The following is a 12,234-nucleotide window of genomic DNA, read 5'->3' as shown; positions in this document are numbered from 1 at the left end:
GACTCTCGCGATGGACACGCAGCGGAACCGCCTGGGTGAGGTGATGGCGGCGACGCGGGAACGCGTCTTCCTGCGCCCCCTGGGCGGCGGTCGCGAATGGGAGGCGAAGCCGTCGGCGCTCCGCCCGATGACGCCCGGCGGCGAGCGGGGGCGCTGTGCCGGATGCGACCGGATCAAGCGCGCCCGACGGGAGGCGACCGCGCGGGGCGACGCCGAGGGGATGGCGCGCGCCGCCACACTCATGGGTCTGCACCAGCGCGAGGCACACGTGTGAGTCGAGGCAACCGGTTCGCGGCGAACCGCGAACCGGCCGGGCCCGACGTCTCTTTAAAGGACTTGGGGAAAGAACCAACCCCTACCAACCCGACACGTCACCCCATCAGGTGACACGGTGGAAGTCGCGGGCGGCGGCGCGGTACGTTCGCCGCGCAAGCTCACCCAGACAGACGACGGCCCCCGCCGGGACTGGCATCCCGAACGAGGGCCTGATCATCCAGGAAGCAGCACCTTCCCAATGACTGAACCGCAGTCTAGCGCGCACGCCTCCGCGCGCACCGGCCCTCCGCGAGCCGGAGTCGTCCACATCCGCCACCACCACGACACCAACTTCACCGTCGTCGGCAACCACCTCGCCCAGCACCCGGACTTGTCCGCCGTCGCGATCGGCCTGGGCGTTTACATCCAGTCGCTGCCGGACGGCGCGTCCGTGGGCATCAAAGACCTCACCCGCCGCTTCAGGGAAGGCGAAATCACCATCGCCAGGGCCCTGAAGGAGCTGGAAACCGCCGGCTATCTGGAGCGGCCGCGCGAACGGACGGCAACGGGCCGGATGGTGACCCGTACGACCTGGTACGAGCGGCCCGGCGCCGAGCCGCCTCCGGCCAAGGTCGACCTGGTGAAGCGGCGGCCCGCCGCCCCGAAGCCCGCTCCGCGCGAGGAGCCGACCCCCTTATCGCTGCCGCCCGTCGACCGGCCCGCCGCCGACCTGCTCGCCGGGCTGCGCCGCCGCGACCCACGGCTGTGGCTCTCGGAGACGGACGTCCGACGGCTCTCCCCCGCCGTGCGCACATGGCTCGACCGTGGGATCGGCCCCGTCCAGATCGCTCTCACCCTTACGGGCAGCCTGCCGATGGGCGCCATCTCCTGGCCCGCCCGGCTGCTGGGCTACCGCCTGCGGAACTGGCTGCCGCCCGCCCTGCCCGTACGGACCCCGGAGGCACCACCGGGCCCGGCACGTCCCCCGGCGCCCCTGCCGTTCCAGACCTGCGGCGGCTGCGAACGCGTCTTCCGCGCCGCCGAGCCGGGCCGCTGCCGGGACTGCCGTGAAGCGGCGGGCCGTGCGGTCGCCTGAATCTCACAGGCCCGGCAGGTCCCCTACGCCACCGCTCCCTCCGCCGCCGCCAGCAGGCCCGCCAGGGAGGCTCGGGTCCGCTGGAGTTCGGTGATGTGGCGGTCGAGGTCGTGGAGGCGGGTGGAGAGGTGAGTGGCCACGCAGGGGTCGTAGGCGGACGGGTCCTCGCCACGCACGCAGGGCAGGACGTCACGGATGACGCGGGTCGGCAGGCCCGCGTCCAGGAGGACCCTGATGCGGCGTACCGTCTCGGGCGCGTCCTGGGCGTAGCGGCGGTGGCCGCTGGGGAGGCGGTGGGAGGCCAGCAGGCCCTGCTCCTCGTAGTAGCGCAGCAGCCGGGCGTTCACGCCGGTCGCTCGCGCCAGGTCGCCGATCCTCATGATGACCTGCCTCACAGAGGGTTGAATCTCACATCGGTGTGAGACTTTAGCGTGACGGCCATGACGGACACCGTGCTCAACAGCAACCCCTTCAATCAGCGCGTCATCGAGGAGTTCCGGGCCAACGGCGGCCGTGTCGGCGGCCAGTTCGCCGGCGTGAAGCTGCTGCTCCTGACCACGCGCGGCGCCCGGACCGGGCTGGCCCGGACGACGCCGCTGGTGCACGTCGCCCACGGCGACCGGCTGGTGGTCTTCGCGTCGAACGGCGGGGCGCCCACCGCCCCGGGCTGGTTCCACAACCTCATGGCCGCCCCGGAGGCGACCGTCGAGGTGGGCAGGGAGCGCTTCCCCGTGCGGGCCGAGCTGCTGGAGGAGTCCGCGCGGGAGGACGTGTGGGCCCTTCAGATCGCGGCGGATCCGGCCTTCACGGACTTCAGGGAGCGGGCCTCGCGCTCCGGGCGGGATATCCCGCTCGTGACGCTGGAGAGGACGGGCTGAGGGGCAGTGGTGGCGTTCTTGCCGAGCGGTGCGAGGGCGGCCAGGAAGAGCAGGCCGCTCAGGGGGATCAGGTCCAGGCCGCCGGCCGCCGTGATCGCCACACCGGCGACGATCGCGAGCGGCCGCCAGACGGCTATCGCGCGCAGGGCCGCCAACTGGGCCACGAGCAGCAGCAGTCCGACGTAGAAGAGCAGCGGGCCGACGGTGTAGACAGCGGGGGTCACGCCCGGCCAGCTGTGGATCCGTTCGAAGAGGGCGTTCATCGTCGCGCGGTCCACCGACGCGTATCCCACGAGCAGGTCGATGGCCGTCTGCGCCGTCACGGCCGCCACGCCCAGCAGGCCCAGGGTCGCGCCGGCGCCGGCGAACGTCCTGCTCACCCGGCCCCGGCCCGTCGCCGCCGTCCGGCGCAGGCCCAGCATCACCTGTCCGAACAGCAGGACGCCAGCCAGCAGGGCCAGATGACCCAGCGACCAGGCCGGGCCCGGGCCGTGCCCGGGGTCCGTCAGCCGGATGAGGCCGTAGGCCGTCATGCACAGCGGGCCCGTCGTGAAGGCCGCCTGTCGCCATGTCGTGTTCGTCATGACGTCGATACTTCCGGGCGAGGCCTCCCCGCGGCTTCCGGGAAGACCCCGATCCCGCCCTGAGACCCCCCTGACCCGGCCCTCAGAGCTCGCGCACCCCGCGCCGCCAGACCGCCGAGACGAGCGGCACGCCGGGCCGGTAGGCGAGGTGGACGTGCGAGGGGGCGTCCAGGAGCGCCAGGTCGGCGCGGGCGCCCGGGGTGAGGCGGCCGATGTCCGTGCGGCGGAGGGCCGCCGCCCCGCCCGCCGTGGCGGACCAGACCGCCTCGTCGGGCGTCATTCCCATGTCGCGCACGGCCAGGGCCACGCAGAACGGCATGGAACTGGTGAAGGACGAGCCGGGGTTGCAGTCCGTGGACAGGGCGACCGTGACACCCGCGTCGAGGAGGCGGCGCGCGTCGGGCCACTGGGCGCGGGTGGAGAACTCGGCGCCAGGGAGGAGGGTGGCCACCGTGGAGCCCTGGGCCAGGGCATCGACGTCCGCGTCCGTGAGGTGGGTGCAGTGGTCGGCGGAGGCCGCGCCGACCTCGACGGCCAGCCGGACGCCGGGGCCGTGGCCCAGCTGGTTGGCGTGGACGCGCGGCACCAGGCCGTGACGCTTGCCGGCCTCCAGGATCGCGCGGGCCTGGTCGCCGTCGAAGGCGCCCTTCTCGCAGAACACGTCGACCCAGCGGGCGTGCGGGGCGCACGCGTCGAGCATCTCGCCGGTGACGAGGGAGACGTAGCCGTCGGGGTCGTCGGCGAACTCCGGCGCCACGATGTGCGCGCCGAGGTAGGTGACCTCGTCGGTGTGGGCGGCGGCGATCCGCAGGGCGCGGGCCTCGTCGTGGGTGGTGAGGCCGTAGCCGGACTTCGTCTCGAAGGTGGTCGTGCCCTGGCGGAGGGCTTCGGTGAGGTAGCGGGTGAGGTTCGCCTCCAGTTCGGCGTCGCTCGCCGCTCGGGTCGCCGCCACCGTCGTGCGGATGCCGCCCGCGCTGTAGCTCCGCCCGGACATCCGCGCGTTGAACTCGGCGGTGCGGTCGCCCGCGAAGACCAGGTGGGAGTGGGAGTCCACGAAGCCGGGAATCACGGCCCGGCCCCCGGCGTCGACGGCGTTGTCAGTGGCGGGTGCTTTGCTGGACTCACCGATCCACGCGACGCGGTCGCCGTCGATGACGACTGCCGCGTCCTGGACCAGACCGAGGGGGCCTTCGCCGAGGGAGGGGTCGTTGGTGACCAGACTGCTGATGTTGATGATTGCCGTGCTCATGCTTGCTCCGGTCCTCGGCGTCAGCCGCTCAGGGCGGCGATGGAGTCGGCCAGTGCCCGCGGCACGTCCGGTACGAGCTGGTGGAGCCCGTCGCGTACGACGTGCCGGCCGCCCACGACCGTATGGCGGATGTCCGCCCCGGTCGCGGCGAATACGGCCGTCTCGGCACCGTGGCGCGGAGCCGGCCCCGCGGTACGGACGGAGTCCAGCGCGACCGTCGTGAGGTCGGCGAGGGCACCCGGCTCGATGCGGCCCGCGTCCGCCCAGCCCAGGGAGGCGTGCCCGTCCTCGGTGGCGGCGCGCAGCAGCGCGGCGGCGGTCCAGTGGCCCCGGGTGCGGCTGCGCAGCCGCTCGTCGAGCTCCATGGCACGGGCCTCTTCGAGGAGGTCGATGACGGCGTGGCTGTCGCTGCCCAGCGACAGCGGGCTGCCCGCCCGCTGGAGGGCGACGGCGGGGCCGATGCCGTCGGCGAGGTCCCGTTCGGTCGTGGGGCACATGCAGATCGTCGATGCCGCGCCGCCGAGGAGGGCGATGTCCTCGTCGGTGAGGTGGGTGGCGTGCACGGCGGAGGTACGCGGGCCGAGCACGCCGTGGTCGGCGAGCAGCCGGGTGGGGGTGCGGCCGTGCGCCGCGAGACAGGCGTCGTTCTCGGCGGTCTGCTCGGAGAGGTGGACGTGGAGGGGGGCCTCACGGTCCTTCGCCCAGTCGGCGACGGTCGTCAGCTGGTCGGCGGGCACGGCGCGCACCGAGTGGACGGCCGCGCCGATCCGGGCGTGGCCGGCGGGCTTGAGGGCGGCGGCGCGCTCGGCCCAGGCGTCGGCCGTGCCGTCGGAGAAGCGCGTCTGGTGGTGGTTCGGGGGCTCGCCAACGGGACCGTTGCCGAAGCCCGAGGAGAGATAGGCGGTGTCGAGGAGGGTGATGCGGATGCCGGCTTCGGCGGCAGCCGCGATCAGGGCCTCGCCCATGGCGTTGGGGTCGGCGTAGGGGGTGCCGCCGGGGCCGTGGTGGAGGTAGTGGAACTCGCCGACGCAGGTGACGCCGGCGAGGGCCATCTCCGCGTACGTGGCACGGGCGAGCGCGAAGTACGAGTCCGGGGTGAGCCGGTCGGCGACGCCGTACATCACGTCGCGCCACGTCCAGAAGGTGCCGCTGCCCACCTGGGTGCGGCCGCGCAGGGCACGGTGGAAGGCGTGGGAGTGGGCGTTGGCCAGGCCGGGGAGGGTCAGGCCGCGCAGGGTCGTCGCGCCCGGGGGCGGGGAGGGGACCTCGGTGCGGACGGCCGTGATCCGGCCGTCCGTCACCTCGATGGCCACGCCCGGCTCGACACGGTCGCCGAGCCACGCGTGCTCGGCCCAGTAGGTCACCTGCACGCCAGGCCCTCCAGTACGTCGGCGAGTGCGGTCACTCCGGCCACGCAGTCGTCCTCGGTCGCCGTCTCGGCGGGCGAGTGGGAGACGCCGGTGGGGTTCCGCACGAACAGCATGGCCGTGGGGATGACACCGGACAAAATACCGGCGTCGTGCCCGGCGCCCGTGGGCAGCACGGGCGCGCCGCCCAGGAGCCCCGCGAGCTCGTCGCGCAGGTCGTGGGCGAACTCCACGACGGGGGTGAAGGATTCCCGGGTCACCCGGACCTCCACGCCGTCGCGGACGCCGCGCTCGACCGCCGCCTGCTCGATCTCCGCGACGACGGCGGCCAGCGTCTCCTCGTCGGCGGCGCGCGAGTCCAGCCAGCCGCGGACGAGGGAGGCGATGGCGTTCACGCCGTTCGGCTCGACGCCGACCTTCCCGAAGGTCGCCAGGGCACCGGCGAGCCGGGCCTTCTTGCGGGCCGCGAGCACGGTATTGGCGTACGTCAGCATCGGGTCGCGGCGGTCGTCGAGGCGGGTGGTGCCGGCGTGGTTGGCCTCGCCGTGGAAGTCGAACCGCCAGCGGCCGTGCGGCCAGATCGCGGAGGCGACGCCCACGGGGTGCGACGTGTCCGCGAGGGCGCGGCCCTGCTCGACGTGGAGCTCGACGAACGCGCCGACGCGGGCGAGGCGCTCGGGGTCGGGGCCGATGGCCTCGGGGTCGTATCCGGCACGCTCCATGGCCCGGGCCAGGGAGATCCCTTCGCCGTCCCGGAGGACGTGGGCCTTGTCGAGGGTGAGCTGACCTGCGGTCAGGCGCGAGCCGACGCAGGCCAGACCGAAGCGGGCGCCCTCCTCGTCGCCGAAGTTGACGATGGCCAGGGGGCGGCCGGGCTTCGCGCCCCGGGCGCGGAGCTCGTCGAGCGCGGCGAAGGACGACACGACGCCGAGGGGGCCGTCGAAGGCGCCACCGTCGGGGACGGAGTCGAGGTGGGAGCCGGTGACGACGGCGTCACCGGCGGTGGGGTCGCCCAGCCAGGCCCACTGGTTGCCGTTGCGGTCGACCTCGTAGGTCAGCCCGCGTAGTTCCGCTTGCGCCTGGAACCACGAGCGGCAGTCGGCATCGGCGCCGGTCCAGGCATAGCGGCGGTAGCCGCCGCTTTCCGGGTTCCGGCCGATGGGGGCGAGGTCGCGCCACATCTCGTGGAACGACGGTGCGTTGCCCGCACCGGAGGTGCCCGCTTCGGGTGCGGGCCGGTGGTCCGGTTGTGCCCACCCGTTCCGCCCTGCGGAACGATTGCCCACAACCGGGCGGTCGCCCGCAGCGGCGGTCACTCCCCCTCCCGCATCGGGATGCGGACCCCGCGGTCCTCCGCCACCGACTCGGCGATGTCATAGCCCGCGTCGACGTGGCGGATGACGCCCATGCCCGGGTCGTTGGTCAGGACTCGGCGGATCTTCTCGCCCGCCAGGGCCGTGCCGTCGGCGACCGTGACCTGGCCCGCGTGGATGGAGCGGCCCATGCCGACGCCGCCGCCGTGGTGGAGGGACACCCAGGAGGCACCCGAGGCGACGTTGACCATGGCGTTGAGCAGCGGCCAGTCCGCGATCGCGTCGGAGCCGTCGAGCATGGCCTCCGTCTCGCGGTAGGGCGAGGCGACCGAGCCGCAGTCGAGGTGGTCGCGGCCGATGACGATGGGCGCGGAGAGCTCGCCGCTCGCGACCATGTCGTTGAAGCGCTCGCCCGCGCGGTCGCGCTCGCCGTAGCCGAGCCAGCAGATGCGGGCCGGCAGGCCCTGGAAGTGGACGCGCTCGCCGGCCATCTTGATCCAGCGGGCCAGGGACTCGTTCTCGGGGAAGAGGTCGAGGATCGCGCGGTCGGTGGCCGCGATGTCCTTGGGGTCGCCCGACAGCGCCGCCCAGCGGAAGGGGCCCTTGCCCTCGCAGAAGAGCGGGCGGATGTACGCCGGGACGAAGCCGGGGAAGTCGAAGGCGCGGGTGTAGCCCGCGAGCTGGGCCTCGCCGCGGATGGAGTTGCCGTAGTCGAAGACCTCGGCGCCCGCGTCCTGGAAGCCGACCATCGCCTCGACGTGACGCGCCATCGACTCGCGCGCCCGGGTCGTGAAGTCGGCGGGCTTCTCGGCGGCGTAGGTGGCCATCTCGTCGAAGGAGACGCCGACGGGCAGGTACGCGAGCGGGTCGTGGGCGCTCGTCTGGTCCGTCACGATGTCGATGGGCGCGTTCATCGCGAGGAGCTGCGGTACGAGCTCGGCGGCGTTGCCGAGGACGCCGATGGACAGCGGGCGGCGGGCGTCGCGCGCCTCGACGGCCAGCTGGAGGGCGTGGTCGAGGGAGTCGGCCTTGACGTCCAGGTAGCGGTGCTCGATGCGGCGCTCGATGGCGCGCGGGTCGCAGTCGATACAGATCGCGACGCCGTCGTTCATGGTGACGGCGAGCGGCTGGGCGCCGCCCATGCCGCCGAGGCCGGCGGTCAGGGTGATCGTCCCGGCGAGCGTGCCGCCGAACTTCTTCGCGGCGACGGCGGCGAACGTCTCGTACGTGCCCTGGAGGATGCCCTGCGTGCCGATGTAGATCCAGGAGCCGGCCGTCATCTGCCCGTACATGGTCAGGCCGAGGGCCTCCAGGCGGCGGAACTCCTCCCAGTTCGCCCAGTCGCCGACGAGGTTGGAGTTGGCGATGAGGACGCGCGGCGCCCACTCGTGCGTCTGCATGACGCCGACGGGGCGGCCGGACTGGACGAGCATGGTCTCGTCCTGCTTGAGCGTCTGCAGGGTGCGGACCATCGCGTCGAAGGAGCGCCAGTCGCGGGCGGCCTTGCCCGTGCCGCCGTAGACGACGAGCTTGTCGGGGTGCTCGGCGACCTCGGGGTCGAGGTTGTTCTGGAGCATCCGCAGCGCGGCTTCCTGCTGCCAGCCCCGGGTGCTCAGCTCGGTGCCTCGCGGTGCTCGCACGGGTCGCGGTCCTGACATGGGCGCTGCCTCCCTGGCTCTCCACTCGGTCCCATTCGGTTCTGAATAGAACACTGCACAGTTTGGGTGGCTGAATACCTCTAGTCAACAGCTTCTGCTCAACAGGTCGCCGGTCGGCCTCGACGGCGCTCGCACCGTGGCCGTCGGCCCCGCTCGGTGGTGGAGTAGGCGTATGGGTCATGTGGAGAGCGGGAGCGAGAGCGCCGCGCGGCGGCGGGACGCTGCCGTGCGGGCGGCCGTCCGGCAGGGGGTCGTCTCGGCGGACCGGCCCGTCGCGGGCCTGCTGGACGTCCCGGGGATCAGAGCGGCCACCGCCGCGCTCCACAGAGCGTTCGCGCAGGTCAGCACTCCCGGGGCGGACGTCCTCCACACCTTCGCGGTCAAGGCCGCGCCCCTGGTGCCCGTGCTGCGGCTGCTCGCCGACGAGGGGCTGGGCGCCGAGGTGGCGAGCCCCGGGGAGCTCGCGCTGGCCCGCGCTGCGGGCGTGCCGCCCGGGCGGACCGTGCTGGACTCCCCCGCCAAGACCCCCGCCGAGCTGCGCGAGGCGCTGGCGCTCGGCGTCGCCGTCAACGCCGACAGCCGGGAGGAGCTGGCCCGGCTGGACGGCCTCCTGGACGGCGTCCCACCCGCGTCCGTCCCGCCGCTCGGCCTGCGCGTGAACCCCCAGGTCGGCGGCGGCAGCATCGACGCGCTCAGCACCGCCACGCCGACGTCGAAGTTCGGGATCCCCCTGCGCGACGAGGGGGCGCGCGAGTGGCTGGTACGCACCTGCGCCGAGCGGCCGTGGCTCACCCGGATCCATGCCCACGTCGGCTCGCAGGGCTGCCCCCTGGAGCTGATGGCCTCCGGCATCCGGGCGGTGTACGAACTGGCCGAGGAGGTCAACGAGCGCGCCGACGCCCGGCGGATCCGGTCCGTGGACATCGGCGGCGGCCTGCCCGTCAACTTCGCCTCCGACGACGTCACCCCCACCCACGCCGCGTACGCGCGACTGCTCGCCGAGGCCGTCCCCGGCCTGTTCGACGGCCGCTACGGCCTGGTGACCGAGTTCGGGCGGTCGCTGCTCGCCAAGAGCGGGATGGTGCTGGCCCGGGTGGAGTACGCCAAGTCGGCGGGCGGCCGCCGGATCGCGGTGACGCACGCGGGCGCGCAGGTGGCCGTCCGCACGGTGTTCGCGCCGGAGGCGTGGCCGCTGCGCGTGGCGGTGTACGACGCGTGGGGACGGCCGAAGGAGGGAGTGCCCGAGACGCAGGACGTGGCCGGGCCGTGCTGTTTCGCCGGGGACCTGGTCGCGACCGGACGGTCGCTGCCCCGGCTGGAGGCCGGGGACCATGTCGCGCTGCTCGACACCGGCGCGTACTACTTCTCGAACCACTTCGCGTACAACACGCTCCCCCGCCCGGGGGTTTACGGCTATGCCGAGCACCAACGGACGGAAGGGGACGAGGAGGCCCCCTCCGTCGGCGTGCGCTTCGTGCCCGTACGGCCGCCGCAGTCCCTCGACGAACTCGTCGCCGAGAGCGGCGGCGCCCACGCGGTGGGGCTCACCGCGCTGCGCTGACCACCGCCGCGCCCGGGGCCGGACGGCCCCGCCGCCGGGCCCCGCCGGGCAGGGCGTCACCGGCGACGAGACCGGTGGTGAACCAGCCGCGTACGGGCGCCGCGACGGGGCTGCCCTGCGCCCGCTCCGTACGCACCCACAGCAGCGACTCGCTCCGGCGCTCCAGGCCGCCCAGCCACAGGGCCTTCGCCCACAGCCCGGCACCCGCGCCCGCCATCGCCAGCCCGGCCGCCGAGGGCACGGCGAGCGAGGAGGCCGTGGCGGCGACGAACGCGCCCGCCAGCCACCAGCGCCGGGCCCGCCGCCAGTTCCGCGCCGTCACGGCCCGGTCCTGGAGGAACACGGCCCGGCCCGCGCGCTCCGCGCCGCCCGCCAGCTCCGTGTACCGGCCGCGCCGCGCCAGGAAGGCCACGGCACCGGCCACGACGAACAGGACGCCACCCGCCGCCAGCCCCAGTCGGCGTCCGGTGAGCCCCGGCACCAGCTCCGTCACCGCGACACCGGCCCCCGCGCTCAGCAGCCCGAGCCACCACAGCCAGCGCGCCGACGCCCTCACGATCACGGCCACGCGAGCCAGCGCATACGCTCCGCGTCCCACGGCGGACCTCCTCTGTCGCCATCACTGCGGGCCGCACGCTAGCCGACGATTCTGAGTGCGAGCTGAGAACCGCCGGGGCCCGTGGCCCACCCGTAGCCCACTGGAGTCATACCCGGGTATCACAGGCGAGTTGACCCCCACGTATGTCGTGTCGACGCATCGTCGGTCCTTATGGTCGTCACACCAGCCGAACGGTGAACGGTGGGAGGAGACCGGAATGCCGGTGAACGAGCGTGCCCTGCGGCGACGGGCGCTGGTGGCGGCGGGCGCGCTGGCCCTGACCGGTCTGCTCGGGGCCTTCGCCCCGCACGCCCGCGCGGCGGCCGACGGACCCGGACGGGCCGACGGCGCCACGGCGGCCCCGGTCTCGGCCTCGCTCCTGGACCCGGCCTCGGTCCTGCCCTCGGCCCCGGCCGGCTCCCGTGCCCACGCCCGGCTGCCCGAGCCCACCGGCCCGTTCCCCGTCGGCACCACCACCCGCCACCTGGTCGACACCTCCCGCGAGGACCCCTGGCACCCGGGGCGCGGCCACCGCGAGGTGATGATCGGCCTCTGGTACCCGGCGGCCCACGCGGGCTGGCGGACCGCCCCGCGCACCGCGCCCCACATGGAGCGGCGCGCCGCCGCCCACTTCGGCTCGCCGGGCGGCTCCGGCCACCTCGGCTACCGCGTGCCGGCCGGGGCCGTGGACTGGGCGGCCACCGCCACCCACGCGCGCGTGGACGCTCCCGCCGCGCGCGGGACGGGCGTACGGCCGGTCGTGCTGTACTCCGCGGGCCTGGGCGATCCCCGGACCTGGAACACATCGCTCGTCGAGGACCTGGCCTCGCGCGGCTACGTGGTCGTCACGGTCGACCACACCTACGACTCCTCCGAGGTCGCCCTCCCCGGCGGCCGCCTCGCTCCCTCCGTCCTCCCCGCCCTCGCCGCGAAGCGCGGCACGGACCCGGAGCGGGTGCTGCGCAGGGCGATGAAGGCGCGCGTCGACGACACCCGGTTCGTCCTGGACCGGCTCGGCGACCGCCGGCACCGGCTCGCCCTGCCGCACGGGCTGGCGGCCGCCATGGACCTGCGGCACGTGGGGATGGTGGGCCACTCGGCGGGCGGCTTCACGGCCGTTCAGGCGATGCACGACGACCGACGCATCCGGGCCGCGGTGAACATGGACGGGACGATGGAGTTCCCCGGGGCCCACGGCATGAGCTCGGCGTCCCGCGACGGCGTCGACCGGCCGTTCCTGCTGATGGGCACCGACGCGGCCGATTCCGGCGAGTACCGGCGTCAGCCGTCGTGGAAAGCGCTGTGGCAGCACTCGCGCGGTCGCGGTGGCTGGCGCGGTGACGTGACGCTCAGCGGGTCGGAGCACGGCGCCTATACGGACGCGGCGGCGCTGCTGCCGCAGCTCGCGCGGCAGGGGGCGGTGCCGTGGGGGACGGTGCGGGGGGATGTGGGGTCGGTGCGGGGGGAGCGGGCGGTCGCGGTGACGCGGGCGTATGTGGCGTCCTTTCTGGACCGCTTTCTGAGGGGGCGGGACGACGGGCTGCTGGACGGGCCGTCGGGGCGGTTCCCGGAGGTGCGGTACGCCCGTTAGGGCGGTGGAGAGTCCCCGATCCCGCCCCTTCCCGTTTCTTTCAGGGGCTCCGCCCCCGAACCCCCGGGTCCTCAAACGCCGGAC

The 12,234-nt window shown here is 74.2% G+C and carries 12 protein-coding genes; 5 read left to right on the top strand and 7 right to left on the bottom strand.

All coding sequences use genetic code 11. The features are described from left to right. The first annotated feature begins 10 nt into the window (after positions 1-10). Complete coding sequence (locus tag ACFYZR_RS16360) at positions 11-274, top strand: hypothetical protein (protein ID WP_391910595.1); 264 nt, start codon at positions 11-13, stop codon at positions 272-274. Positions 275-514: 240 nt separating this feature from the next. Then, the gene (locus ACFYZR_RS16355) at positions 515-1,351 is read left to right on the top strand and encodes a helix-turn-helix domain-containing protein (protein ID WP_391910593.1); all 837 of its coding nucleotides are present in this window, start codon (positions 515-517) and stop codon (positions 1,349-1,351) included. A 23-nt stretch (positions 1,352-1,374) separates the two neighbouring features. Here the strand turns inward: ACFYZR_RS16355 and ACFYZR_RS16350 are convergent, their stop codons facing one another. Continuing rightward, positions 1,375-1,731 (bottom strand): MerR family transcriptional regulator, encoded by a 357-nt coding sequence (locus tag ACFYZR_RS16350; RefSeq protein ID WP_391910592.1) that lies wholly within the window; start codon positions 1,729-1,731, stop codon positions 1,375-1,377. A 60-nt stretch (positions 1,732-1,791) separates the two neighbouring features. Here ACFYZR_RS16350 and ACFYZR_RS16345 point away from each other — a divergent pair, with 60 nt between their 5' ends. Beyond that, positions 1,792-2,229, top strand: a complete 438-nt coding sequence (locus ACFYZR_RS16345; protein ID WP_391910590.1) for a nitroreductase family deazaflavin-dependent oxidoreductase — start codon at positions 1,792-1,794, stop codon at positions 2,227-2,229. Here ACFYZR_RS16345 and ACFYZR_RS16340 read toward each other — a convergent pair. The 5 genes from ACFYZR_RS16340 to hutU form a co-directional block, all read right to left on the bottom strand. Continuing rightward, positions 2,133-2,813: a hypothetical protein gene (locus ACFYZR_RS16340; RefSeq protein ID WP_391910588.1), complete on the bottom strand. Its 681-nt coding sequence runs from the start codon at positions 2,811-2,813 to the stop codon at positions 2,133-2,135. The two genes, ACFYZR_RS16345 and ACFYZR_RS16340, sit on opposite strands and share 97 nt — an antisense overlap. Before the next feature lie 82 nt (positions 2,814-2,895). Further along, complete coding sequence (gene hutI, locus ACFYZR_RS16335) at positions 2,896-4,062, bottom strand: imidazolonepropionase (RefSeq protein ID WP_391910586.1); 1,167 nt, start codon at positions 4,060-4,062, stop codon at positions 2,896-2,898. A 20-nt stretch (positions 4,063-4,082) separates the two neighbouring features. Beyond that, a complete protein-coding gene (locus ACFYZR_RS16330; protein WP_391910584.1) occupies positions 4,083-5,432 on the bottom strand; it encodes a formimidoylglutamate deiminase in 1,350 nt (449 codons plus the stop codon). Then, positions 5,423-6,610 (bottom strand): allantoate amidohydrolase, encoded by a 1,188-nt coding sequence (locus ACFYZR_RS16325; RefSeq protein WP_391910714.1) that lies wholly within the window; start codon positions 6,608-6,610, stop codon positions 5,423-5,425. The genes ACFYZR_RS16330 and ACFYZR_RS16325 overlap by 10 nt, the downstream gene beginning before the upstream one ends. Positions 6,611-6,741: 131 nt before the next feature. Beyond that, on the bottom strand, positions 6,742-8,400 hold the full coding sequence (gene hutU, locus ACFYZR_RS16320; protein WP_391910582.1) for a urocanate hydratase: 1,659 nt from the start codon (positions 8,398-8,400) through the stop codon (positions 6,742-6,744). A 172-nt stretch (positions 8,401-8,572) separates the two neighbouring features. On the opposite strand from hutU, the gene ACFYZR_RS16315 reads away from it, so the two are divergent. Then, positions 8,573-9,961, top strand: coding sequence for a diaminopimelate decarboxylase (locus ACFYZR_RS16315; RefSeq protein WP_391910580.1), 1,389 nt, complete (start codon positions 8,573-8,575; stop codon positions 9,959-9,961). Here ACFYZR_RS16315 and ACFYZR_RS16310 read toward each other — a convergent pair. Then, positions 9,945-10,529 carry a hypothetical protein gene (locus tag ACFYZR_RS16310; protein ID WP_391910578.1) on the bottom strand — a complete coding sequence of 195 codons (585 nt, stop codon included), beginning with the start codon at positions 10,527-10,529 and terminating at the stop codon, positions 9,945-9,947. The two genes, ACFYZR_RS16315 and ACFYZR_RS16310, sit on opposite strands and share 17 nt — an antisense overlap. Before the next feature lie 247 nt (positions 10,530-10,776). On the opposite strand from ACFYZR_RS16310, the gene ACFYZR_RS16305 reads away from it, so the two are divergent. Beyond that, the gene (locus ACFYZR_RS16305) at positions 10,777-12,150 is read left to right on the top strand and encodes an alpha/beta hydrolase family protein (protein WP_391910576.1); all 1,374 of its coding nucleotides are present in this window, start codon (positions 10,777-10,779) and stop codon (positions 12,148-12,150) included. Positions 12,151-12,234 lie beyond the last annotated feature (84 nt).

It is taken from the genome of Streptomyces sp. NPDC001678, from assembly GCF_042892945.1.
Taxonomy (GTDB): Bacteria; Actinomycetota; Actinomycetes; order Streptomycetales; family Streptomycetaceae; genus Streptomyces.
Note: the sequence above shows the minus strand (reverse complement) of the source record. Positions and strands in the feature narration are given on the sequence as shown.

What these genes read in the sequence shown, in the direction of transcription:
- ACFYZR_RS16360 (WP_391910595.1), top strand. Translation starts at nt 11, where the DNA reads ATGGACACGCAGCGGAACCGCCTGGGTGAGGTGATGGCGGCGACGCGG.
- ACFYZR_RS16355 (WP_391910593.1), top strand. Translation starts at nt 515, where the DNA reads ATGACTGAACCGCAGTCTAGCGCGCACGCCTCCGCGCGCACCGGCCCT.
- ACFYZR_RS16350 (WP_391910592.1), bottom strand. Translation starts at nt 1,731, where the DNA reads ATGAGGATCGGCGACCTGGCGCGAGCGACCGGCGTGAACGCCCGGCTG.
- ACFYZR_RS16345 (WP_391910590.1), top strand. Translation starts at nt 1,792, where the DNA reads ATGACGGACACCGTGCTCAACAGCAACCCCTTCAATCAGCGCGTCATC.
- ACFYZR_RS16340 (WP_391910588.1), bottom strand. Translation starts at nt 2,813, where the DNA reads ATGACGAACACGACATGGCGACAGGCGGCCTTCACGACGGGCCCGCTG.
- hutI (WP_391910586.1), bottom strand. Translation starts at nt 4,062, where the DNA reads ATGAGCACGGCAATCATCAACATCAGCAGTCTGGTCACCAACGACCCC.
- ACFYZR_RS16325 (WP_391910714.1), bottom strand. Translation starts at nt 6,610, where the DNA reads ATGTGGCGCGACCTCGCCCCCATCGGCCGGAACCCGGAAAGCGGCGGC.
- hutU (WP_391910582.1), bottom strand. Translation starts at nt 8,400, where the DNA reads ATGTCAGGACCGCGACCCGTGCGAGCACCGCGAGGCACCGAGCTGAGC.
- ACFYZR_RS16315 (WP_391910580.1), top strand. Translation starts at nt 8,573, where the DNA reads ATGGGTCATGTGGAGAGCGGGAGCGAGAGCGCCGCGCGGCGGCGGGAC.
- ACFYZR_RS16305 (WP_391910576.1), top strand. Translation starts at nt 10,777, where the DNA reads ATGCCGGTGAACGAGCGTGCCCTGCGGCGACGGGCGCTGGTGGCGGCG.